The following is a 25,502-nucleotide window of genomic DNA, read 5'->3' as shown; positions in this document are numbered from 1 at the left end:
ATTGTGGTGCCTATGGTGATGTAGATAGCGGGATGAGTCGGATTAATACTCGCCCGTCACCACCAGTGTATTTTCAATACGTTTAACCACTAAGGCAAGCGTAGTTTTGTCTCGCATAAAGCCGACAGAGCAAATTGCCATCGCGCCACTACCACAGGTTATTTCGGGATAGTCTTCTGTCATTGGCGTTTCATCTTCCGCTACGGGCGCTAATACCCAGCCAGCAGCCAATAAACTCGATTTCACCTCAGCGTATTTTTTACCCCATAACGCGTTGGTGTCCTGTGCTTGAGCAAATAGAGGCAATGCGCCAAGGCTTAGCATGATCAGTGGTAGAATGATTTTTCGCATGTAAGGCCTTAGTTCCTATGTGGTTTCGGGGATGATTGATGGTTAATTTTTAAAGGCTAAATCAACGTCGTGGGGCTTCACCCCACACCCGACCAAGGAGGACTGCTCGTCCTATCCTCCTTGGATGCTCCAAGACGCCCCCAACGGAGTTGAAAGCCCCTTGTGCTCATTGGCAAATTTGCTATCGCTTCCGAAGGATGCGTCCCTGCACCTGCGAAAGCTAGCTCGCCATCCATGGCGAGACTCACGCAATTTGCCTATTCGCCCTGCGGCAACTCCGAGGGGAGGTGTATTCTGTTACTTCGGAGTTAGCTTTTAATCCCAAGAGATTCAAGCCTGTCCCATCTTTTCATTACAACAATGAACGAATCCATCAAGGAAAAATGTGCAGTGGCAGAACACCGATGGCCACGTAAATCGATGGGTAAACGGTTTGGGTAGAAAAGAATTTAGCTCAAATCTAAACTGACAGTGGCACCCTGAAAATGGGTGACTGTCAGATCAGGTCTGAGCTAGTACAATTTAGCTCTAAAGGCAAAAAATGCTATGTCCAGTGTGCATGGGAAAGTACCGTGAAGTCTCATTTATGAGTTAACATAATTGCACCGTGGTAGCATTGTTCATCTGTGCCACTGGAAAGATATAATTTATTAACATATTCAATTTCAAAATCACTATCTTGGAGAAGTTTGCTCCTAATAAAATCTCGGACATCGGATATACCGCTATTACGCCATTTATGTTTTGTTTCATAGGATAGGTCTTCATTCAATGTGAAAAGATCAGATTTAGAGTCATGATTAATAACAAGATAATCAACGAAACTAAATTCATTAAGATCGATTTCTTTATGTAATGTTATGAAACTAGCCGTACCAGCTAGCTTATCTCTCGCTCTTTCATTAATGTCAGCGTTACGTATGAATGGGTTAAATGTATTGCTTATATTTTGAGCTACCTGAGTATCACTAAAACCTAATTCGCGAAATACAAAATACATTAACAATACTAAAAGACGATCTTTTAGTTGAACTTCTTTTGTGATTTCTCCATCTATCACTGTCTTGTAATTTAGGCCATGTGCAACAGAGTTCCTAAGCTTCTTCAACACATCAAAATCAGAATTGCTGAATGAAATAGCTTCTTTAATACCATCACTCGTCTTGCTCATTAAGAAATCATATTTGTGCTGTAGAGTGGAGTGGGAAGTATTTTTTAGGCTGGTAATAACACTCTCGATGCCATCTATAACTAATTGCTCATCCGTGGAGAATTCATTCGATTCAATAAAAGTTTTCAGCGTTTCGTTAAGCTGTGACCTTAGCTCGTTAAACTTCGCCCTTTTTAGTTTATGTCCTTTCCCCTTAGACTCCTGCTCGCAGTACATTTCAAGCGTTACAACGACAGATAAAATTCGATATTCCCAAATCTCTGTGCGTGAACGTGAAAAAGATACTACTAGGCGGTTCCATATTGCTCGGAACGATTCAACTTTGAAGTAGTTGGTTATGATTGTTTCCCAAAGCCCCCAACCAGATACATTATTATAATGACAGAGCGTATCGTGGTGATACTTAAATGGGATTTTTTCGTAGATTATGCTTGAGAAAATAATGGATTGATATTCATGTCTCTCATTGGATGAAAAGACATATAAGTTTTTGATTGATAAATAATACCCCAGAAGGAGTGAAAAGAGATTTCGTATCTCTAATGCAAGATTTTCTACTTCACGTAACGTAAATTTGTCATTTTTCTTTTTGATGATAAAGCAGTCTTCAATTTGGATTAGATGCTCAGTTGGTGTGGTTGTTGGTGATGATACATAACGGTGGTTTTCTATCGAGTAGTCATTTTCTTTATAGGTAAAGTCAACTAAGAATTTGTCTATGGCTGTATTTCGCTTTAACTCAGTGTCTGTTATTTCAGTGATTCGTAATCTTTCAAACCAAGTTGAGATACCTGTAAGGTGTACTTCAAACTGGTCAATGTCATTCGAGAGCAAAGAGCCTGAAGTGATATATCTGCAAGTAATCAACCCACCTCTTTGAAGCTCTGATTGATGTAGAGTGAACGTTTTGTGTGAGCCAATTTCATAACAAGTGATTGGTGAATTAATTGTTCTATATTCTTCGAACAGCAAGTTGTGATTGTCAGTGTGAATTTCAAGATTTAGGATACGGCTAGCATTTATGGAGAGAATACCTGTGAAATCGTCACCATCAAGGTTGAATTTTACCGTGAATTTGTATTCTTCGAAGAAACTTAATTCCTTTTTAGACACTCCTGTACTCCCTTAAGTCTCATTAAAACAAATTACACTTTAATCAAGTAACAACGGAAAGGCTACAGTTTATATATTGAAATAATTAGGTTATAGCGAAGAATGACGCAATCGAGAAAGGTATATTGCCTATTTTAATGGACGTTGAATTTGTGTGGCCTGACAGGTCTGATCCAAGTTACCACCACCAATACTTACGTGATAAAAGAGTGAAGACACCAGTAAAAGAGTAAGGACACCCACACCTTCATCGTTACTCTTTGACACCATAATCTCTATTGGATGTGATTAACATCGCTGCTATGTGATCGCGGTATTTGTTCTTCCATGTACTGCAGATTACGCAGAAATTAGCTAAGGTGAATTTAACTGTGGACGTGACCTTCGATGACATGGATGTCATCGTAGAGCCGCCATGGATGGCTTCACGGCGAGTCACGGCAGCAGTTGAATTCGGCGCACAACAGATTGATGGATAAGGGCTTAATTACATGAAAGATAGGTTGAAACTGAGGTTTTGACTAATGTTGATTTTGCCTTTTATTATTTCAAATTGCTATCGAAAACCCAAAATCATCAATTCAAAGCAACCCCAAGGAACTCTGGGGCTGCTTTGCTATTTTGAAATCTTTATCTGCTATATCTGAAAGTTGCTATTGGGTAATCATCGCCATGAGTGCGGGTAAAAACTCGTTATCTAGTGCAGCGATTTCACTTTGTTCTACCAGCACTTGATTGAGAATGTCATGGCTGGTGAGGGGGTTAGCGAGCACTACGCGAAACACCACAGTCGCTTGCCTAAAATAGCGGGCTGGCTGAATGCGGGTGCGTGAGACGAAGGATTTACCCTGTTCGCGTTGGTGCTTTTGAATAAACTGGGTGAGGCCATCGAGCAGTTCGTTAAAGCGGGCGAGTCTTAAGGTGTCTGCTTGCTCACAGGCCAGCTTCATGGCGGCTTGTACGCGGGCGGGCACATAACGATAAGTCAGCAGACACAGTTCTGGCTCAGTGATTAGCTCAAAATCCTCATGGGCTTTGATTTGTTCGGCAAAATAACGGGCTTTTTCAAGGCTGTTATTGATTAAGATTTCATAGCCATCGCGGCCGATGATCTGCAAACAAGCATGCACTAACATCGCCATGCCGGGGCGTGAACCTTCCAGCGTTTGGCTGCCTAAGTCCTTTGAACCACGGCGCAGAATGTATTCGGCGTGATGGGCAATGGCGTGGGCGAACTCTGGGTCTTTAAATAACACCATACCTGCGCCCATAGGCACGTACATTTGTTTGTGGGCATCGATGGTCACTGAATCGGCAAGTTCGATACCTGCGAGTAAGTGGCGGTATTTATTGGATAATAAACTTGCTCCGCCCCACGCTGCATCGACATGGAAATGGCAATTTAACTCTTTTGCCAGCGCCGCTAATTCTGTCAGTGGGTCAACATTACCGGTTTCTGTGGTGCCAGCCACGCCAACAATCGCCAACACTTTGATGTTTTTACTGGCAAGTTCAAGGGCGGCTTGGCGCATTTTTGCGACATCGACCTTGTTATCGCTGCCCGTGGGAATGCTGATGATATTGTCGCGGCCGATACCAAGCAGATCGACGGCTTTGCCCAGCGAATAGTGACCGCGCTCCGAGACCAAAATCGCTAAATCGTCATAGCCATAGTGGCGTAGCGCCTTGAGTAAGCCTTCGCGGCTGACGCCTTTAAAGTCGCCATCGGCCTTGAGCAGTTGGTTGCGGGCAATCCACAGGGCCGTGATGTTGGCCACTGTGCCGCCGGAGCAAAATGCGCCGAGGGAATGATTGGCGCTGTGCATCCAGCTTTGATAAAAATCCGTATCTTGGTCGTAAATCAAATGGTGCATCATGCCGAGCACTTGGCGCTCAAGCGGCGTAAATGCCTTTGAGGTTTCGATTTTGACCAGATTTTGATTGAGTCCCACCATCATTTTCGACAGCGGCAACACAAAGTAGGGCAGTGCCGACGTCATGTGGCCGATAAAACTCGGTGCCGCTGTGTGTACCGAATGCGCCACCAAATTTTGCATAATCTCGTCGGTGTAATCGGAGACGAAACGCGGCTGAGTTGGGATCTCAAAGGCTTGAAAATCGGTTTCAATTTCCGACAAGGGTTTTTCGAGCGCGGCGATACTGTCACCCAAAAAGCCTGCTAAGTCCTCGGAGAGCTTCTGCTCGATAATACTCAGCGTTGATCCTGCATCTTCCGGTGCAGTAAAAATGCGTAGCAGACTTTCTTCGGATGCTGTGGCTTGGCGAGGGAGTTTCTGGGTCATGGGGCTTGCCGTCTATTAATTTTTATAGTGAAACCGCAAATTGGCTCGAAGAGTATAACGGACCAGTGACTCTCAAAATGTTCAATCAGCGGAATACCAAAAAGGGAGCTCACTTTACTGCAAGGCCTTTTAGGCATCAAGCACTAAAATTTGTGTTACCAAAGCGTTGTGGCCTAAATAAGCAAAGGCGCCGTAGTGGCGCCTTTATTTAAATCATCAAACTGAGGGAATTACTTAAGTATTTGTTTGAGTATTAGCGCTGGCCTAACATGAGTACCGCGCCGATATTTCGGGCGGTATTGCAAAGGTTTAGCTTGGCATTGGCCAGTACATCATCGAGTGGACTTAAGTGCGGGATAATAGGGAAAATTGCCGCCATACCGTTATCCAATATGGCATTGGCGTTGTCACCGAGGCAGCCCGCGATACCGATAGTGGGAATGCCCTGCAGTTGGGCTTGCTTTAACACGCCCATCGGGGTTTTTCCAAACACGGTTTGACCGTCGATACGGCCTTCACCTGTGATCACTAAGTCAGCGCCACGGATTTTGTCAGCAAGGCCAACGGTCTTCATTACAATTTCAACACCGGGTTTAAGCTCTGCATTTAAAAAAGCCATCACGCCAAGACCCATGCCGCCCGCAGCGCCTGCACCCGCATGTTCTCGGTGATCTGTCATGCCATTGCTGGCAATCACATCGGCATAATGGGCGAGCGCTAAATCGAGCAGCTTAACCATCTCGGGTGTTGCGCCTTTTTGCGGACCAAAAATCGCCGATGCACCCCGCTCACCGCACAGTGGATTATCAACATCGCAGGCGACTTCGAAGCTGCATTCACGTAACAGTGGATGAGCGTTTGATACATCGATTTGGGCAAGGTTCGCTAGCGCCGCGCCGCCAGAAGGCAAGGTTTTACCTTGGCTATCGAGCAATAAAATGTCCAGCGCTTGGGCCATACCCGCGCCGCCATCGTTGGTGGCACTGCCGCCCAGTCCTAAAATGATGTGCTTTATCCCCCGATTAAGCGCATCACAAATCAGCTCACCCGTGCCATAACTGGTGGTGATCAGCGGATTACGTTGCTCCCTTGGCACATGGTGCAGACCAGAGGCCGAGGCCATTTCAATCACGGCAATCGCGCCAGTATTTGGAACCGTTGCAGAGCCATCATTAGAGCGACTATCCGAGTCATTATTCGAGTCACTATTTGATAGATTACCAAGAATGCCATAGTGCGCTTGCACCCTATGCCCCAGTGGACCCATGACCTCTAGGCTGACAATACTGCCGCTCGTGGCATCGACCATAGATTGCACTGTGCCTTCGCCGCCATCGGCAACGGGAATTTTGACTATGTCGCAGTCGGGTATCACTTGTCTTAAGCCTTGCTCGATGGCGTTGGCCACTTCGAGGGCGCTTAAGCTTTCTTTAAATGAGTCGGGGGCGATAACTATTTTCATTAAAAATCCTACAGCTAAATGGGATAAAACAGGGCTCAATGTTGAACACTAAACCCAATGCCACTTACGTTGGGTACTACAGCTTTCCTGTGCAAATACTGAGGGATATAAGCGTATTAATATCCATCACTGGCACATTGAACTGTTGCAATTATTTGGGCGATAACAAAGACATCTTGGGCGCGGTTTGCGCCCAAGGGACAAGCTTGAATCAAGGTTAACTCACTATTAGAGCAAGACTAAGCTGAGCACATACACAGTCAACATGGCGGTGATACCTTGAATAAGGGTTGCCATGGTTTGTGCTTTGTAAGCTTGTTTCACACTCATGCGGCTAAATTGAGTGACGACCCAGAAGAAGCTGTCATTGGCGTGGGAAACCGTCATCGCGCCGGCACCAATTGCCATCACCGTCAATACACGGCCCATATCGCTGCCAAGACCGATATCACCGAGCATAGGCGCAACCAGTGCTGAGGTTGCGACCAACGCGACTGTCGATGAACCCTGCGCCGATTTAAGCGCAGCGGCGACGATGAACGGCATAAAGATACCGATACCGAGTGCCGACAGTGATGTGCCTAAAAAGTCACCGATAGGCGTGGCTTTTAAGACAGCACCAAAGGCACCGCCCGCACCTGTGATTAAAATAATTGGCGCGGCTGTGACTAACCCTTGGCTGATGCGCTCGCTAAATTCACTGATCTTATTCTCACCTTTTAATAACGACAGGGATAAGAATAGGCCAATCATCAGAGCGTTAACCGGTTGACCGAGGAACACTAGCGCGTCAAATAACCCTGCTTTACCTAAAGGCGCTGAAGGGAAGTTAGCGATAGAACCTAAACAAATTAATACGATAGGTACAAAAATCGGTGCGAAGGCTTTTAATGGGCTAGGCAGGGTGCCATAGCTTTTTTTCAGGGTTTCATAGTCACTCGCTTCCGCTTTAAGCTCCTTTGCGCCTTCACCATCTGGCTCAACATCGGCAAAACGGTTCGCCCATAACATGCCTGCTAATGCGGCAACGGCGGCCACAAAGAGACCCACGCCAATCACTAAGCCCAAGTTCGACTCTAAGCCTAAGTTACCCGCGGCGGCGATAGGCCCCGGTGTTGGCGGTACAAAGGTGTGAGTGGCATACAGACCCGTGGCTAAGGCAACGCTCATGGAGACGCTAGAGACCTTCATGCGGTTGGCCATCGATTGTTTTAGCGAGTTCAAGATCACAAAGCCCGAATCACAAAAGACTGGAATAGACACTAGGTAGCCGATGACCGACATAGTTAATGTCGGGAAGCGTTTACCTAATACCTTGATCACCACATCAGCCATGGTAATGGCGGCGCCGCTTTTTTCTAGAATGATACCTATGATAGTCCCCAAGACGATCACAAGGCCGATATAACCTAAGATGCCGCCAAAACCTGTGGTGATGGTTTTAGCGATTTCTCCGCTCGGTAAGCCATAGGCGAACGCCGCGATAAAGGCGGCTAGAATTAAGGTTAAAAAGGGGTGGAGTTTAAATTTTGAGGTCGCGATAACAATAAATGCAATCACGCCGATAAGAATAAGCACTAAGTTCATATTATGTCCCGTTCAGTTCTTGGCTGAAGTTTTTGAGTAAGTTTTTTGACTTATATTGTAGGGCGCAGTGCTTATTTGGGCCTGAGTCCAAATGAGGGCTGCTTTAAGGTCATCCTATTATTGTGCAGGCATGCTTGAATAGCTTTGGCTAAACCCACGGAATTACCGCGTTATGTTTCGCCATTTTTGTGCTCATGCACAAAAATGCTTAGGTGAATTCGAATGTAAGAGGAGGCGTTTTGTCGATAAGGGGGCTTGTCTGTAAGGGGTGGCAAATAGGGCTATTTGCCAACCTTAAATAGGAGGAACTCGGCTTAACTCGTCGTTTTATTGGCGACGAATAAAAGATTCGACATAGGCAGCGGTGCGAGCATTGAGTATCGGATCGGCAGACGCGGCAATGCCCTTAGGTAATAACAGCGGGTTGAAAATGCCTTTATCGCACTGTTGCACTTGGGGATCGCTATCTCGCTCACCGTTAATCACCACTTGGCCAACCAGCAAACGCTGGCGAGTCTCAGGCCAAATTACTGTGGGGTCATTAATCTCATCGCCCGTTTCGGCCAGTTGAATATAGAGATTCCATTGTGCTGGCTGGGTTTTAATGCGCTCGAGTAATTCTGCCTCTAAAAAATCGTCACCCAAATTGGCAAGTTCGCTGGCTGACAGTGCTGCCGTACCTGCGACGGGCTCAAAAATCCACTTTCCCGCAACCGTTTCACCTTGCTGAGCGCCACCTTTTTGGGGGCTAAACAGGAAACTATTCACGCCATAGTAGCGGCTGTTGGCAAAACTAGGGCTGGGAGGCAGCTGTTTGACATAGTCGAAAAAGGCTTTAGCGCTGGGTTGATTGTCGATAAGCCACTGTTTACCTTCCGCGCCTTGTTTCACTTTAGTCTGAAAGGTAAAAAAGTCTTCTAGATTACTGGCGAAGAAAACGGGGACGTTAGTGGTAACAAAGTTAAGGTTTTCTTTATCGCCATCTATTTTGAGTGACATAAAGCGCCCAGCGGTTTTATCGGAGATCTGTGGATTTGTGCCACCAAGGGAAAAACGGGCAGTAACTTTAATGGCATCTTGATTAAAAAACGGAATCGCCAGTGTTTGTTGTAATTGCGGATCCGGTTTAAAACTGCCTGAGGTGCAAAATCCTTTCGTGTGATTACGCAGTTTTACCTTTTTACCCGCCTCGCGACTTGCCGCATCGGGCGTGCCATTGACGGCATCAACCAGCTCTGGAATGGTTTTTTCGGCTGCGACTAATGTCTGTGAAGTTAGCGCTAAGCCTGTGATGAGGCAGGCTTTGGCGAGTAAAGTCAGTTTGAATGGGGTCATTGCAATTCCTTTCAATGGTCTGGGTCGAGCGTTCGACATGTCGACGCGAGATTGTTATTAGAAACTATAGGAAAGGGGATACGGTATAAATCTTTCAATCGATCTGTTAATACATGCTTTATTGACTCAATGGCATAGGAAATAACATCCTTTACCTTGGGGGGGACGAAGTATCAAGCAGCTGTCCAAGATACAGGCTCAATAATCCATGCAGGGATTGAATATCGGCTTGGGTGATTTGCTGAATTTTATCGAGGCGATATCTAAGTGTGTTGCGATGTATAAACAGCGCATTCGCGCATTGCTGCGCATCACCAAAGTGGGTGATATAGGCGGCTAAGGTTTTGCGTAACTGGCCGTTTTTATCGGCCTTGGCGAGTTGCTGATAGGGTGTTGCGAGTGCCTGACCGCGCCAGTCATGTTTAAGTCCCGCTAGTAGTACTTGCAGGGAGTAATCTTCGAACAGGTATTTATTGCCCTCAGCATTGCGTTGTTTACCTAGGGCTAAGGTTTCCTGCGCGGTTTGATAGGAGCGCGCGATACCGCCTTTTTCGGGGAAGAAGTGGCCTAAGGCTATTTTAAAGTTTAAATCCATTTGGGCGGGTAAGCGCTGCAACAGTTTATCGATACGCTGATTTTCAAGCTCTGGGTCCCATTGTTTCCCATCTAAAAAAGCTGGCTTTAGGATCACTAACTGCGACATGGAGGTCATGGCAATCAAGTTACCACGATCCGGATTTTGCAATAGATGCAGCACTTGCTTGAGGGTTTCGCTGACTCTGGGGCTGCGTTCATCTACGGACTGAGTGGATGCCTCTGCTAAGGACAAGGCCGATGAAATGGTGTCAGTCTTTAAATGTTGTTTCTGGATATTTTTTTCACTGATCTCAATGATGGCTGCGACTCTTGGCAGGCTGATATCAATGTCGAGCTGTTTTGCCCAGCGGTGCAACTGTGCATCATCGGTTTCAGCTTTGATCAACTGCAGAATAAACTCTTCGCGCTGGCGATTCTCCCACTGCAATTTATCCTGCAGGTTGGCTTGTTCGACAATCATTTCGGCGGTCATTTTGAGTAATTCACCGTAATGGGTAAGCTCACTTGGATCGCCAGTAATGCCGACAACACCTATGATTTGTCCCTGATAATGCAAGGGTAAATTGATGCCAGGTTTTACGCCATGTAGCCCAGAGGCCACTTCTTGGCTTATCTCCACATTGCGATTTTGGGCAATCGCCAGCAGCGCGCCTTCGTGGGTTGAACCAATACGTTTAGGATCGCCTGAGCCTAAAATCACTCCTTGGCCGTTCATCACATTGATATTGTGGCCAATGATTTTCATTGTGCGACTCACAATCTGTTTAGCGATGGCAGAATCAAGCAGATACATATAAGTGCCTAGTGTGGTTAAAGGTTTAACAGGGATGCAATACGCATTCTTAATCTGGGTAGCATATCGCGTTCAAACTCAGGATGCTGCTTAAGCCAGAGATTATTGCGTGGGCTCGGGTGCGGTAAGACAAAATATTTAGGCCAATATTGCTGCCACTGCGCGCACGCTTGGGTCACTGTGATGGGTTTCAGTTTGGGGATGGTTTTTGCTTTGGTGCTGGACGATACATTATTGCTGGTTGTTTGAACCTTGCTGAGCGGTGAAGTGACTTTTATCTCCACGGACGATTCACACGGTAGATGATAATCGATGGCATATTGGCCGAGGATCACGATTAGCTCAATTTGTGGCATTAACGCAAGTAAGGCTTGATGCCAAGTGGCGGCGCATTCTGGGCGCGGTGGTTTATCACCCTGCTTTTTACCGTTTTTTTCGATACTGCCCGGAAAACAAAATCCCATAGGGATAATGGCAAAAAGGGCAGGATCGTAAAATTGCTCACGGGTGACATTCAACCAAGTGCGCAGCCGTTCACCGCTGGCATCGTCAAATGGGATGCCTTTATGGTGCGTTTTCACGCCTGGTGCTTGGCCGGCAATCAAAATCCGCGCTTGGCTACTGGCCTGTAATATCGGCTTGGGCGCTAAGGGCAAATCAGCCTGACATAAAGTACAAGCGTTAATTTTTGTCAGCAGCGCTGTCATTGATGCAGAACTGGGCGGAGATACCGTTTCGCTTAGCGGCGATGACGCCGGCGCGTTAGTGCAATGTGTTTTAGTCAACATTTTTCTTAGTCAGTGGTCAGTGCCCGTGGTTAATGGTAAATGTCATCGCTCATTCATCGTTGTTCATTAATCGTCGCTCATCCATTTTCAATCAGGATTGGAACATCATCGCCGTTTGATATAGCCAGTAGCCAAAAAGACTGTAGCCAAACAGTAAGCCTATATAACTTAATAGTTTAGGCACTCTACTTGGGCTTGAAGCCAAACAGATATGGGCCAGCACAATGGTAAAGAAGGCTAATGGGGCAATCACATAGCTCAAGGCGAGGATGAATAATGCCCCTAGGCTGATGATCCAATCGGCATTACTATTGGCGGGTTTATCGATTTGACACAGTTGTAGCGGCAATAATATCAGTCCAATCCCCACACAAATAATGCCTAAGTTCAGGGCGAAATCACTCCAACCTCTGTGATCATAAATGGCTAGCGCGACGGCAATCAGCGGTACGATTAAGGCGCTTAATACATGGCGTTTGGCAAAGGCGGCGCTGCGATACTGACCCGCAAAAAAGAACAAACCCTGCAAAAATAAATTGATTAAGGTAAAGCCGCCGAGGCCGAGAATGATAAACAGGCTGGCGGTGCCGCCCGAGGGGTCGAACGCCAAGGCGGGTAAGGGCAATAGACTCAGTCCCAGTAGGGCGGGAAGCGATGACAACCACTTAGATTGGCAGAGGGTAGAATAAATACGCATGTGCTCAGAGGATTAACCAAAAGATTGAATTAAGATCCGCTAAAGTGAGCTAAAACTCAAGGAATAAGGTTTTTATGGGCGGACTTTTGCGCCAGAGTCTGATCTTATTCAAGATTTTTACTTTTATCTGTGCCGATGTAATGATTTTGCATCTGACTTTGGATGTGACTGCTGCGGTTAAACAAAAGCCCGCAAGATGCGGGCTTTTGGATTGTCTATCGTTGAGGATTAGATCTTGTAGCTCATGCTTAACATGATCATCTGCGCTGTGTAGTCATGGCTATTATCACCAAAACCTACGACGTTCCAGATCCCATTGACGGCGATATCATTGGCAGCGTCATTGTCCTTATAGTTCTCAATTTTATAATCGAAGCGCAGCGCCATTTTCTCGGTGGCTTGATATTGAGCGTATAAGTTAATGTTGTGTACTTTGGCAAAATAATCGCCGTAGTCGCCTGTGATACCTTGTCTAACTTGGGTGTTACTGTTGGAGTCTGAATAGGTGTAATCCAGTCCCATGCGTAACTTGTTCTCAAGTAAGTTGTTGTAGCTAATGCCAGCGCCGACAACATCGACTTTATCTTCGATGAAACCTGTCCAGGTTGGGGTGCTGTAGTTGCTGCTTCCCGCCTGTTCAGATTCAATGATTTGATAGTTATAGAAGGCGGTTGCCAGTAAGTCATCGGTGATCATATAGCTGATGTTGGCATCATAACTGGTGTCTTTTGACTCAGTTAAACCGATGACAGTATCTGTGTAGTCATCGAATGCGTAACGGGCACCGAAATCTATGGTCAGGCTTTCGATAGGCGAATGAGTGACTCGTGCTTCCACTTGGGTTCTGTCACGGTTAGCCAGATTGTACTTACGCAACAGGCTGTTGGTTTCAGACGATGTCCATTCAGAGGCTTGATATTGCGAGCCATCACGTTGACCGTAACTGCCCTTAACCCACATATCCCAAGTCTCGAAGCTGTTGACTCTGAAACGCGCCCAAACCGTGTTCTCATCCGTGGTTTCACGGTCTTGATAATTACGTTCGTCACGTCTGAAGTCATAGCCGCCATCGAGTTTCATGCCGCGGGTAATACGATAATCTGCGGCCACTTTGAAGCGTTGGCTGGTGTTATCGTAAGGGGTGTTGTAGGCCACCTTACCGTTGACATTGTTGATGCTGACTTGGGTCCACTCTTCAATCTGCGTATTGTTATCGCGGTCGTTATAGTCGTAGCTACCACTTAAGCGCAGTGAGTTGGTGACTTTGCTGACCACCTTTAAGTTCAAACCGATAAGGTCGACCTTGGCATCAAGGGCTTCAGTTGGCACTTGATAACCATAACCTGAAGTCACTAACGCTTGGTCTTGACTCATTTGCCCGGTAAGCAAGCGAGCCGATAGCACATTGGTACTGTCGTTGTATTGGCCCATTAACGATACAGTGTGTGACTGATTGTCTGGATCAAGGGCGATAGAGCCAGAGGTTTGCGCGCCAAAGGTTGGATTAAACGCACTGTCAAAATTTAACTGGTTGTACTCGTTCTTAAAAATCGAGCCATTGTAGTTAAGTGCGGTGAACCAGTTGTCGCCTTTAAGCTTGATACCCGCTTCAATGGAGTCAGTGGTGTAATCGACAGGCTCGGCTAACATCATAGATTGATTAAAGAATCCACCTGAAGCTTTTTTCAAGCCGGTTTTTTCTTCACGCATGTAGCTCACATGTGTGCTCCACAGCGATTCACCTTGATAATCAAAACCTAGCCCAGTGCGCTCACGTTTGAGCGACAGTTCTAAGGCGTTCAGGCTGTCCATCAGTAATGGCATTTGGCTGCTTGAACCCGCCGTCACCCAGTTGTCTGGCAGCGTTAAATTATCGCTGCCCACACCCGAGTAGGGCGTTAAGGCACTGTTGCTGTTGTAAGTGGCAATCTGGCGATAGTTCACATTGACATTGTACTGGCCTTGTTTGCCGGCATTCACCTCTAAACGGCCTCCATCCATGCCCAGTTGATAGACTTCAACGCTGGCACGATAGCCTTTTTCACCGCGAAAGGTGACATCAGCATCCAATTTCCCTGCGACTTCGTTTGACGTCCCAAAGGCATTCGCCGAGCGAATGTCCTCTTCACTGTTATAACCTACGCCGACACCCAAAGTGCCTGATGTGCCCGTTTCAACGACGCAGCCTTTACAGCTCCATGCGGACATTTTGACTTTTTCTGTATTGGCATTGGCTAAGCCATACCCATCGGCCGCTATCGCAAAACCTGTGTTTGCCAGTAACGCAAGAGTGATCAAATTGAGTTTAAATTTCATTTTCTCGTCTCCTTAGCGCTGTAATAGCTTGCCAGATGGATGGTTTGAACCATGAACCTGACTGTGGCAATTTAAACAGCTTCTTCCACCCGTGAAGGCATTGTCACCGACGTTTGAACCTAAACCAGTGTTACCTAAGTAAGCATTGCTGGCATGGCCATCGCTGGCGTGACATTGCTGACACAGCTGCGGTGCGCGGGTTTTCAACATGGCATCATTTACGCTGCCGTGAGGATTGTGGCAAGTGACACAGTTCTCAGTGACGGGGGCATGTTCCCACAGTTTGGGGCCGCGTTTTTCGGCGTGGCAGGAGTAACAGGTTTCGTTAATGCTCGGCTTGTTCAGATCGGAATCTGTCATGCTCCCATGGGGATTATGACAATCGCTACAGGTCATTTGAGCCCATTTTAATGGGTGGCTTGAGCGTTTGTTCATGTCTGCTTTTTGCTTAGTGTGGCAGCTAGTACAGACTTCCATTTCAGTGTTTTTTGATAACACAGGATCTTTTGCCACATGTACTTGGTGGCAAGAGGCACAAGCGACATCGGCATTGTCATGGTGACTGCCGTTCCAAGACACACGTTTATCATCTTGGTGACAGCTCATACAGACACTGTTTTGTTTTTCAGCACTTAAGGTCGATTGCTTACCGAAAGTGATCATCGGCTCATTGCCGCCTTTATTGTGTTGACCTAAAGGACCATGACAGGCTTCACATTGCAGGCCAGCCATTGGGCTTTTTGATGAATCAATGGCGCCGTGGACACCTTTGAACAGGTCCATCACTTTTTCAGATTTTTTATGGCACATCAAACAAGAATCGGCACCTTTAGGGGAGTAGTTGCCTTCGGCAAACTTCTTATCTAAGGTGGCTTCGACTTGCTCTGGCGTCATTTTCGCATCCCACTTCGACGCATAAGCGTTTGGTGCGATGCATAAAGACATGACTGCTGACATGGCCATGGTGATGACAAGTGCCGGCAGTAGGTTTTTCATTTTTAGGCTGTTCTTCATAATAGGCTTCCCAATTTGTCCCAACAAAATTCAAGAAAGGGGGAGCGAGCTCCCCCTGCTTGGGCAAATTACATTTTCACCTGAGTGTGATCTGTTGGTGTGGGTTTGTGACAGTAGAAACAGGTTTCTGACTGCGCCGCTTGGTTAGCTTGAACATAATCACCGTTCACAATCGCGCCCATGTTTTCTAAGCCGTGGCCAATGGATTCTGGCGCGTGGCATGAAGTACAAGTGGCTGTGATTGGCGTGGTGTATTTACCTGCTGATGTTGCCAGCGCGCCTTTCACTTTGAATGCATCTAGGTTGAAATCGTTGTGACATTGGGTACATTCTTTGATGACACCTTGCTCGCCGTGGATCACGTGCAGTTTCATCTCGAATGCGCCTTTGTTAGCACCAGAGGCATAAGTACCATCAGGTGTATGACACGCGACACAAGCATCAACACCGACGATCGCTTTACCGTTCGCATCTTTTGCGTGTGATACTTGCTCTGTCATCACAAAACCTGAATGGTGGCCTTTGTGGATTTCAAAGGTATCGCTGTGACAGCCTTGACAGGTGCTGAAGTTAACTGAGTTAACATGGCGCATGCTTGGGGTGTTGCCTGATTTAGTACCAAAGGCGAGCTCTGCTTTCATACTGGTGGTTGCGCTATCAACGGTACATGCCGTTAAGCTAGTACCTGTGCTACACATTTCCAGACCGATAAAAGTAAAGGCCGTATCTGTATCGCCAGTACCGAAAGGCAGGGCAGGTGTAGTGAAAACCAGTTTGCCGTCAACTAAGGTCACGCCATCTTGCAGTGCGCCATCTTTGACTAAGTCTTTAGCAATTTTCGCAGCACCACTACCAGGGCTCTTGTTGTAACCCATAATTGGGAAGTTAGGGCCAACGTTAGTGACAGTTTCTAAACGTTTAATCTTGTCTTGGACCGTTGCCGCATCAATCGCGTTACCGTCTTTGTCTAAGATAGAGACGGTTAATACCGCAGTATCATCAGTTTGACCCACGAGTGTTGCTTGTATACCTAACTGAGCGATAACGGCTTTCTTGTCAGCAGTCTTGCCTGTGTGTAGCTCGGCAGTCCAGTCGCTGTTATGACAGGCGATACAGTTAGAGTTATCTAGCTGTTGTGAATGGCCTTTACCTGCGGCGAAGTCCACTGTGCTATGACAGCTTCCACAGGTAGCGGCAGTTGGAATACGTGACCAATTACCCCAATCTGGCGCGGCATCGTTTGCAGCATGACAGCTTTGGCAGCTTTCCAATGAACCTAAAGTCAGGTCTTTGTGTTTAGCGTGAACGAGAACATTGAACTCTTTACCTACGCCAACTTTGCCAGCTGTGTGGCAAGTTGCACAGTAGTTAACATCTGAGTACGCGCCGCCGTGTTTCACATTGGCTAAATCTTGGTGACAGGTATTACAGCTTTCAGTGGCAACAATTTTGCGGCTGTATGTCGCTGCAGCACCGGTGTCGGCCGTAAAGTCGACAAAGGCGTTACTGTTAGGGACTTGAGTACCATCGGGTAACGGCGTGTTATAAGCGCGGATTAATACCCGTTGAGCTAACTGATCGTTGTAGGTGATTTTAGCGTTAGCGGTCAAGTTCATGTTGAAGGTATAGCTGTAGTGACCGTTTTTCTTGTCAACAAAGGTCCCTGGGCATGTTGCTGCCACATCACAGGTTTCATCACCAAAGTATTGCCATTGTGAGGCATTACCGGCACCTGTGGCCCCTTGTGGGATCAACTGTGCTGCGGCGAAGCGCATTTTTTGGAGACCAACGACAGGTAAATCATCTTCGTTAGTCACGGTAAATTCAACACTCGGTACACCGTTAGTGACGACAGATTTATCAAACGTGAAATTAAGGGTTTGAATCGCTGGAGCAGGTTCGCCACCAGGTTCACCGGGATTACCATCATTACCATCGCTGCCACCACAGCCAGTTAAGGCCATTGTGACTGCACTTGCTGCTAACAGCAGTGCGATTTTAGTTGTTTGTGCGTTCATCATTTTTTTCCCTGCATAGGTTTGGCATTGCTTAAACGCTATGTTCTAGAGCCAACAGATTCTATGTCTGTGTTTTTGGTCACTAGAAGCGACTTAAGTGGATGCTGGAAATAGAATTCCCCAAGGAAAGGCTAACCTAACATGACCTTAAAATCTCCAAGGCCTTTGCTAATGTGTGACTTGGATCTTTCTATTTCTAAAGAGGTATTTAAAGCGAGAGGTAAAAACGATTTCAGATCAAAAAAACAGCGGATTTTTAAATGGCAAGAATATAAAGAGAGAGGTAAAACCTCTCTCTTTAGTAACGATAAAACATTGCTCTGAATGAGAGCGTTATATCTGCTTAATTACCGTGAACTTTACTTAATTGAGCTGGGGTATGACAAGTTGCACAGCTTTCTGATGCACGAGTTTGCACATCAGCTGCACTGCTGCCATTTAAAATACCACCGTTAGTCTCAATGTGAGATTTTGTCGCATCACTCAGATATTTTTGGTGACAGCTTAAACATGCGCCTGCATCTGAAGATACCCAAATATCGGCACCGTTATTATTGATATCACCGTAGCGCCATGTGCGATCAGGCTGACGTCCTAAGGTAATACCTGTAATGACGTTTGCTTTATCAACTGTATGGCATGTCGCACAATCGGTTTTTAGCACAGTGCCTGATTGTACACCCGCATATTTCAGGTAATGGCCTTCACGTTCGTGAGCTTTCCACGCAAAGCTAGTTGGGATCTTACCGCCAGGATAGTTGGCATCATTTTTCAAGGTTTTATCTGAAGTATGACAAGTTTGGCAATTTACACCGTTGTCATAGTGGTGGATTTCTTGATTGTGACAACCTTGACACTTAGTTGCATCAATAATGTCGCGACGTGTCGCTGCCTTGGCAGTGCTGTCCACTCCTGTATCTTTCCAAACGAAATGATATGGTGCTTGTTTAACCGCGACTTTACTTACACTGTCAGCAGAGCAATCTGTCATCGCTACGTCAGCAACGCCATAACCGCCATTGTTGAAGCACACTTCTAATGTTGACCACAGCTCGAATGTTTTGCCATTTGCATCAGCGGGTAAATTGAACTTAGTGCCTGTTAATGAGTAGGTTTTATTCGCTTCATTATAGGTACCTTCACTTAAAGCGATACGACGATTGCTATAAGAGGCATCAGCATAGCTTGGGTAATCTTTATCAGAATCCCATGCTACGACAACGCGTGAGCTTTGATTTACTAAGGCTTTATCAATGGCATTGCCATCTTTGTCAACAACTTGGACATCAAAAGTGATTTTGCCCGTGTCATTCACGCCGACATTAGTGAACTTAATGCCCATGGCTTTAGTTTCTGTGTAAGCTTTCAGCACATCACCATGACGTTTAGCTGCACTACCTGTGCCATTGTATGGTTCAGTTGCATTATGACAAGCGACACAATCACTGCTGCTGTGGTGAGCAGACGGTTTTTCTGTGTGGCAACCAATACAGGCTTGATTGCTTAAGTCGGCTTTAAATAAATCGGCATTAGCTGGTGCACCCGCTCCTTCAACGTGACAGGCTGCGCAATCCGCTGCAGGTTTTAATGGGAAACCAACCTTGCCGTAGTCAATTACTTTGCCACCATAACCGACAATCTTGTAAGGGGCTGGTACTTCAGCGCCTGTCTCATCAAAAGTATGACGTTCGCCACCTTTGTGGATAGCATGGATCATGTATGTAAATTCAATGCTATTACCTGACTCAGGATCGCCAGAGGTTGCCGTATGACAAGATGCACAGTTCTCAATATCAACTCTACGGCCACCGTGTAGCTCCAAACTTTCTGGTTGGTGACAGGTATAACAGGCTGTTATTGAAACAACGTTGCGTGTCTGAATACCTTCAGTTTTGCCTGTAGAAGGTTGCCAATCAAAATGTGCGTTGGCAGCAAGTTGTGGTAATTCAAGTTCTAATGTTGCCCGTTGAGTCGCTTCAGCACTGTAGGTAATCGCTAAGGGTTCAGTGACATTGGCGATATTGGCTTGATAGGTATAGCTGTAGTTACCATCACCATGATCCACTAAACAGGTATCACACTTGGCAGCGGCTTCAACGTTGGCTTGATATTGAGCTGATGGATTGAGGTTATCCACGCCAGAAGGCACTGTGCCAGGCTCTTTTTTGGCATTGATATAAGCTTGCCATTGGTAACCGCGGTCAGCGGGTTTGGCTGGATCCTCAGTTGCTACTGTAACGTGGCTAAGCTGTGCAATACCAAAACGTATGTCGTGATCTTTATTTAAGCCTAGTACTGCTACGCCATTCGCATTTTCTAATGTGAAATCGACTGTAACCTTACCTGCATCGATAGTGGCATTAGTGAAACTTACTTTCAGTGTAGGAGTTGTATCGATATTGACACCAACAACACCCGGTTTACCGTCTTCACCATCTTTACCGTCACTACCACCGCAACCGGCGAGTAGTAGAGAGAGTAAACCGGCACCCAACATCGCTTTTGTTGCGGCATTGAAATTGAACCGTTTCATCATGATATTTCCCTGCAATAGTTGTAATCATCATCAAACGCTTGGTAGATAAGAATAAATCTCATTACCCGCATAAGATGTGTGGAATTAGTTTTCCATCTGTAAGGCTAACTAAGTCACTGGTATTAATCAGTCACTTTAGGTGGGTAATGTGACTGAGATCTGACTATTTCTTTAGGAGTAGATGACTGCATAGTATGAGTTCCTTTTATATCTGCAGTTGCTGGCCTTTTAGGCCAGCATCATAGGCTTAGTTTATGGGATGCACTTTTAACACGTCCGCGACTCCGCCTTGTCCATGACAGAAAGCACAGGTTTCAGTTCCTGCGGTTGCATCGGCTTTTGTGCCTGCAAAAACAGCACCTTGCTGAGCCATGTGGTTATGAGTGCTGGTATCTGAATGGCAGTTGCTACACACAGCGGCAATCGGGCTGGTAAAAGTGCCGTTATCGAGGGCAAGGGGTTGTACCGCTGAATTTAAGGGAAGGGCGACGGTAGATATCCCCGCGGTATCGTTAACATGGCATTGGGCACAGTTACCGATTTTCCCTGGATAGTTTAGGTTTTCAAAACCTGCGAATTGGCTGGTGTGAATACCGTGGATCAGCTGCTTAAAGTCAAACGACGTGGTGGAAGGATTTGTCGCCGTCGCATCAGCCAGCATATTGGCGTTATGACATAGTTGACATTGACCACCGAGATCGTTACGTGAGCCATGGATATTAAGCTTTTGATCGCCATGGCAATTACCGCAGCTTGCATTACTGACAACAGTGCGGCGACCCGTACTGCTTAATGCTGCCATATCAAAATAACTGTGGCTGGCTTTAATCACTAACACTTGCGCCAGTTCAGTGGTGCAATCAACGAGTACTTTGTCTTTAGCGCAGACTTGGCCTTGAATCGCGAGTCCGCCATTATCTGCTTCAGTGCCCGCAGGCACAGTAAGGCCCGAAATCGTATAGGTATAAATGCCATTTGAGCCTGACACTGGGGTGGATTCCGGCAGCTTAATCGAGCGGGCAGAGCGAGTGGCATAATCAAAACTGGTTCCCCAGTTGGCATATACCCTTAAATCATTGATGAATTTTAGCTTATCGGCACTGTCGCTGTAGACGCTGCCAGTAGCTGGGTTCATCAATTCAACCGCGACGGTGACTGTACCATTGGCATCCATACTGGCGCTGGTGATGCTTGGGCTAAATTGCATCAGTGCCGCGGTTTTGTCTTCATCACTGTGAACGCTTGCGGTCCAGTCGGCATTATGGCACGCCACGCAGTTACTGTTATCAGCCTGCACTGGGTGTCCTTCGCCTGCGGGAAAATTAATTTGTGTATGACAGGCGCCGCAGGCTTGCATGGTTGGGACTCTGTGCCAGTTTTGCTGCTCAGCTAACTCTGCCTTATCGACATGACAGGTTTGGCAGTCACTGATGGGTTGCGGGAAACCGGTTAAATGCTTGCTGTGGATCATTTGCGGGAAAATATCCGCAGGGTTACTGACTTTTTTGCTGTTATGACAGGTGACGCAGGTTTCGATTTGATTATATTTACTACCATGGAAAGCAAGATTACTGTGGCAACTATTACAGGTTTCTATTGTGACTAAGTTGCGGGTGTAAGCGACATTATCCCCAGATGATTGCCAGTCATAATGTTGATTGGTAATAGGCAAGGGCGTGTTATCGGCAAGTTTATCGCCGCCGATTTTGACCACCATTCTTTGGGTCGCTTCTGGCATAAACGTCACCCCATTCATGCCATTAAACGTGGCGCTGAAGGTGTAACTGTAGTGACCGTTTTTATGATCTGTGAGACTGCCTGGGCAAGTTGCCGCGCAGGTTTCAGCGGTAAAATGTTGCCATTCACTGCTATTTCCCGCACCTGTATAACCTTGGGGCAGAAGCTGCGCCGCAATAAACGTCGCCGATGGGACACCAATTACGGCTTCATCATCTTGATTGCTCACTTGAAAATCCACTTGAGCAATGCCATCTGTTATCGCGACTTTATCGACCATGACCTTTAGGCTAGTGATGATTAATGCGGGCGGTTTTGCGGGTTCACCGGGATTACCATCTTGGCCCTTATCACCGCCACAGGCGCTTAATAGCGAGACTAAGGCCAGCATCAGACTGAATTGAGTGCTCATTTTTGCAAACTTGTTCATATTTCTATCCTTGGAATGCGCTGTCAGTGCCTAAGTTACATTTGGTAGCTTAAGGTCAAACCTAAGTAGTGAGCATTGTAGTCGTGGCCCATATCACCAAAACTGAGTACGTTGGGAATCGTGTCCCAACTTGTGCCTTGATTTTGCCAGTTAGCATCTTGATATTTCTCAAATAACCAATCGACGCGCAGCGACATACTGTCGGCAAACCTATACTTGGCGTAGGCATTCAAATTGTGTTTGCGGGCGTAAAAGTCGCCATAGGGACTAGTGATGCCGTAGATGACTTCGGTATCACTCTGTCCATCGGAATAGCTGTAGTCCAAGCCAATGTCGAGGTGATTATCGAACAGGTTTTGATAACTGAAACCAGCCCCAATTAGAGTCGATTTTTCTTCGGCAGTGCTGTACCAATCGGGCGTTGAAAAGCGGTTACTGCCCGCTTGATCTGAGTCGCGCCAATCTTGGTTAACAAAAGCGGTGAAATGAAGATCGTTACTCAGCGCATATTGGGCCGATACGTCATAACCTAGGTAGGACACTTGAGTGAGACCCACTTGGGTATGGTGATAATCGTCATCGACACTGTGCAAGCTGGCGCCCAGCGAGAGGCCGATATCAGTTTGATAATCAGTGTGTAAGGTGACTTTTTGTCTTTTTCTGTCGGCAAGGTAGGATTTACGTAGCCAAGGATTGCTTTGACTTTGAGTGGTCGTGACGGGATCGTATTCACTGCCATCGCGCTCTAGTGCTTCTCCTTTCAACCATGCTGACCAAGCAGGGGAATAGCGATAGCTCAGTTTAGCAAACACGCCGGACTCGTCGACGGATTGGCGGTCGAGTTCAGTGTAATCGTTTTCGTTGCGGCTATAGCCTGCTTCGGCATAGGCGGCTGAGGTAAAACGATATTTGCCTTTAAGCTCGAGTTTTTTGGTTCGCTTATCATAAAGGCTATTTTGAGCTGTGCCTTGGTTAATACTGTCGGTGATGATTTGTGGGAAGTCTAATTTGGCCGTTTTGTTATCTCTGTCTTGATAGTTGTAGCTAGCCTGTACGCTTAAGTCTTGGGTGATCCGGCCCGAATATTTAAGGACCATCTCAATAATATCCACTTGGCCATCTAAAGTATCGGCAGGCAGGATAGGTGATGGGCCATTGATGGTGGCTGGAATAAAAGTGTCATCTTGGGTCATACGGCTAAAGCCTGCGTGCATTAGCACATTTTGACCATTCGCTCCCCCAGAGGCTTCTGCGGCAACGCGATAGGCTTTACTGTCGGGGTCGACTGCATTTTGGCCTAAGTATGCCGCGCCAAAGGTGGGCGTGTAGGCGGATTGCCATTGCATGGCTTGGTGATCATTTTTATATTGGCTGACTTGGCTATTGATGCCAGCATGCCAGCCAGTGCCATTAAAATAGACTCTGGCATCGATTTCATCGGTACTGTCATCAATAGGTTGGGCGAGCATGACGCTATTGGTGAGTATATTAGCGCTGGTCTTTTTGGCGCCGCTGCGGTCTTCATGTTGATAGTTTAATGATGCTTTGTAGTGACTGGCATTATCGCTTTCGGGTGATATTTTTCCGGCATAATAACCACCGATCATAAAGCGATCACGTTGAATACTTAAATCTTGGCCAACAAGGCTGCTCTGTAGCATAGGCATAGATTGTGTTGTGCCGCCTGTTATCCAGTTATCGGGCAACAACATCTTATCTTGCGATGAGGTATAAGGGCTTTTGAGTTGATTATGGTTATAGTTAGCTAAGCCTCTATAGCCTAAGTTGATTTGATAGTTCCCCGGCTTTCCTGTTGTGAGCTTGGCTGAGCCCGCATCAAAACCTAACTTATCCGCGACCAACTGAGTTTGATAACCCGACGGTGTTTTGTACACCATATCCGCACCGACGGCGGCAACGAGACCATCATTATCTGTCCCTGTGCGGTTACCGAAACGGCTGTCCTCGCCATCGTTATAAGCGAGAGTGGCACTGACATTACCACTATGCCCTGTCTTAGGTTGGCATTGTTTGCAGCTCCATGCCTGTGTCTTAATGCCACTTCGATTCGCCTGTTGTAGCTCATAACCGTCGGCATGTGCTTGAGTCAAAACACTGCTTATCACCCATGCTAACAAAGTGAGTGAGAAGCAAGCACTAGGGTGAGACATTTTAGCTGTTCGCATGATCATTCCCTTGTTATCTCTGTAGCAATTTGCCAGAAGGATGGTTAGAACCATGCACTTGCCCGTGGCAATTCATACAGGAATTACCTGAAGTGAAGGCATTGGTTTGATTGCCAAAGTAGGCATTGCTGCTATGACCATCCGAGACGTGGCATTGTTGACAAAGCTGCGGCGGCTTACTGATCAGCATGGCTTCGTTCACGCTGCCATGGGGATTGTGGCAATTCGCACAGTTGTCGGTGACGGGGGCATGTTCCCACAGTTTAGGGCCGCGTTTTTCGGCGTGGCAGCTATAGCAATTTTCGTTGACGCTCATTTGTTTCAAGCTTGAATCGTTCAAACTGCCGTGGGGATTATGGCAGTCACTGCACACCATCTGTTGCCACTGTAGTGGATGCGCTGAGCGTTTGTGCATATCAGCTTTTTGTTGGGTATGGCACTGGGTACAAATGGCGACTTCATTGGCTTTATCGCTGATAGGATCTTTGGCGGTATGAACTTGATGGCAACTTGCGCAGGCAACATCGGCGTTATCGTGGTGATTGCCTTTCCACGCGATGCGTTGACTGTCATTGTGGCAGCTCATACAAACACTGTTTTGCTTTTGCGCGGGAACAGGAGAGTTTTCGCCAAAGGTGATCATTGGCTCTTTGCCACCTTTATTATGATTCCCTAACGGACCGTGGCAGGCTTCACACTGCAAATCAGCCATGGGGGAAGCTTTTACATTGGGATTACCATGAACCCCATCAAAAATGGCCATGACCACGGCACTTTTTTTGTGACACATTAGGCAAGTGTCAGCCCCTTTGGCGGAATACTTACCTTCGGCGAATTTTTTGTCTAATGTCGCGACGACTTCCTCTGGTTTTTTGTCATCCCAAGGTGTCGCCGAGGCCGAAATACTCACGATTGATAACAAAATACATAGCATAGCATTAGCTATGCTTTTGAACTTTAGCCTTATTTCCATGTTCATCTTTTCCCGAGTGCATTTATATTTGTTATTTTGACGCTTTCGACATTACTAATTTAGCTTATTAAACTTGGTTAATATTAGAACAAATG

Annotated in this window: 17 protein-coding genes; 1 reads left to right on the top strand and 16 read right to left on the bottom strand. The window is 46.5% G+C overall.

Annotated elements, in window-relative coordinates:
* Positions 1-42: 42 nt before the first annotated feature.
* Both Q4Q54_RS02200 and Q4Q54_RS02195 read right to left on the bottom strand, forming a co-directional pair.
* Positions 43-351: a hypothetical protein gene (locus Q4Q54_RS02200; RefSeq protein WP_311987534.1), complete on the bottom strand. Its 309-nt coding sequence runs from the start codon at positions 349-351 to the stop codon at positions 43-45.
* A gap of 580 nt (positions 352-931) precedes the next feature.
* The gene (locus Q4Q54_RS02195; RefSeq protein WP_311987532.1) at positions 932-2,635 is read right to left on the bottom strand and encodes a HEPN domain-containing protein; all 1,704 of its coding nucleotides are present in this window, start codon (positions 2,633-2,635) and stop codon (positions 932-934) included.
* A 317-nt stretch (positions 2,636-2,952) separates the two neighbouring features.
* Here Q4Q54_RS02195 and Q4Q54_RS02190 point away from each other — a divergent pair, with 317 nt between their 5' ends.
* Positions 2,953-3,114, top strand: a complete 162-nt coding sequence (locus Q4Q54_RS02190) for a hypothetical protein (protein ID WP_311987530.1) — start codon at positions 2,953-2,955, stop codon at positions 3,112-3,114.
* Between the two features lie 174 nt (positions 3,115-3,288).
* Here Q4Q54_RS02190 and panP read toward each other — a convergent pair whose 3' ends face one another.
* From panP to Q4Q54_RS02120, 14 genes are all read right to left on the bottom strand, one after another.
* On the bottom strand, positions 3,289-4,938 hold the full coding sequence (gene panP / locus Q4Q54_RS02185; protein WP_311987528.1) for a pyridoxal-dependent aspartate 1-decarboxylase PanP: 1,650 nt from the start codon (positions 4,936-4,938) through the stop codon (positions 3,289-3,291).
* A gap of 253 nt (positions 4,939-5,191) precedes the next feature.
* Positions 5,192-6,400, bottom strand: coding sequence for a glycerate kinase (locus Q4Q54_RS02180; RefSeq protein ID WP_311987526.1), 1,209 nt, complete (start codon positions 6,398-6,400; stop codon positions 5,192-5,194).
* Positions 6,401-6,628: 228 nt separating this feature from the next.
* Positions 6,629-7,987, bottom strand: coding sequence for a GntP family permease (locus Q4Q54_RS02175; protein WP_311987524.1), 1,359 nt, complete (start codon positions 7,985-7,987; stop codon positions 6,629-6,631).
* Between the two features lie 327 nt (positions 7,988-8,314).
* On the bottom strand, positions 8,315-9,322 hold the full coding sequence (locus Q4Q54_RS02170) for a catalase family peroxidase (protein WP_311987523.1): 1,008 nt from the start codon (positions 9,320-9,322) through the stop codon (positions 8,315-8,317).
* A 151-nt stretch (positions 9,323-9,473) separates the two neighbouring features.
* Entirely contained in the window at positions 9,474-10,712 is a 1,239-nt protein-coding gene (locus Q4Q54_RS02165) for a sugar diacid recognition domain-containing protein (RefSeq protein WP_311987521.1), read from the bottom strand.
* Positions 10,713-10,729: 17 nt separating this feature from the next.
* Complete coding sequence (locus Q4Q54_RS02160; protein WP_311987726.1) at positions 10,730-11,419, bottom strand: uracil-DNA glycosylase family protein; 690 nt, start codon at positions 11,417-11,419, stop codon at positions 10,730-10,732.
* Positions 11,420-11,591: 172 nt separating this feature from the next.
* On the bottom strand, positions 11,592-12,197 hold the full coding sequence (locus tag Q4Q54_RS02155; protein ID WP_311987519.1) for a hypothetical protein: 606 nt from the start codon (positions 12,195-12,197) through the stop codon (positions 11,592-11,594).
* Positions 12,198-12,425: 228 nt separating this feature from the next.
* Positions 12,426-14,513, bottom strand: a complete 2,088-nt coding sequence (locus tag Q4Q54_RS02150; protein ID WP_311987518.1) for an MtrB/PioB family decaheme-associated outer membrane protein — start codon at positions 14,511-14,513, stop codon at positions 12,426-12,428.
* 12 nt (positions 14,514-14,525) lie between these two features.
* The gene (mtrA, locus tag Q4Q54_RS02145) at positions 14,526-15,527 is read right to left on the bottom strand and encodes a decaheme c-type cytochrome MtrA (protein WP_006081107.1); all 1,002 of its coding nucleotides are present in this window, start codon (positions 15,525-15,527) and stop codon (positions 14,526-14,528) included.
* Between the two features lie 68 nt (positions 15,528-15,595).
* A complete protein-coding gene (locus tag Q4Q54_RS02140; RefSeq protein ID WP_311987516.1) occupies positions 15,596-17,548 on the bottom strand; it encodes an OmcA/MtrC family decaheme c-type cytochrome in 1,953 nt (650 codons plus the stop codon).
* A 340-nt stretch (positions 17,549-17,888) separates the two neighbouring features.
* A complete protein-coding gene (locus Q4Q54_RS02135) occupies positions 17,889-20,081 on the bottom strand; it encodes an OmcA/MtrC family decaheme c-type cytochrome (protein ID WP_311987514.1) in 2,193 nt (730 codons plus the stop codon).
* Between the two features lie 247 nt (positions 20,082-20,328).
* Positions 20,329-22,248 carry an OmcA/MtrC family decaheme c-type cytochrome gene (locus tag Q4Q54_RS02130; RefSeq protein WP_311987513.1) on the bottom strand — a complete coding sequence of 640 codons (1,920 nt, stop codon included), beginning with the start codon at positions 22,246-22,248 and terminating at the stop codon, positions 20,329-20,331.
* Positions 22,249-22,283: 35 nt separating this feature from the next.
* Positions 22,284-24,434: an MtrB/PioB family decaheme-associated outer membrane protein gene (locus Q4Q54_RS02125; protein WP_311987512.1), complete on the bottom strand. Its 2,151-nt coding sequence runs from the start codon at positions 24,432-24,434 to the stop codon at positions 22,284-22,286.
* 13 nt (positions 24,435-24,447) lie between these two features.
* The gene (locus Q4Q54_RS02120) at positions 24,448-25,413 is read right to left on the bottom strand and encodes a DmsE family decaheme c-type cytochrome (RefSeq protein ID WP_311987510.1); all 966 of its coding nucleotides are present in this window, start codon (positions 25,411-25,413) and stop codon (positions 24,448-24,450) included.
* Between the last annotated feature and the right edge of the window lie 89 nt (positions 25,414-25,502).

It is taken from the genome of Shewanella sp. SP2S2-4 (assembly GCF_031932025.1).
In the GTDB taxonomy this organism is placed as follows: domain Bacteria; phylum Pseudomonadota; class Gammaproteobacteria; order Enterobacterales; family Shewanellaceae; genus Shewanella; species Shewanella baltica.
Note: the sequence above shows the minus strand (reverse complement) of the source record. Positions and strands in the feature narration are given on the sequence as shown.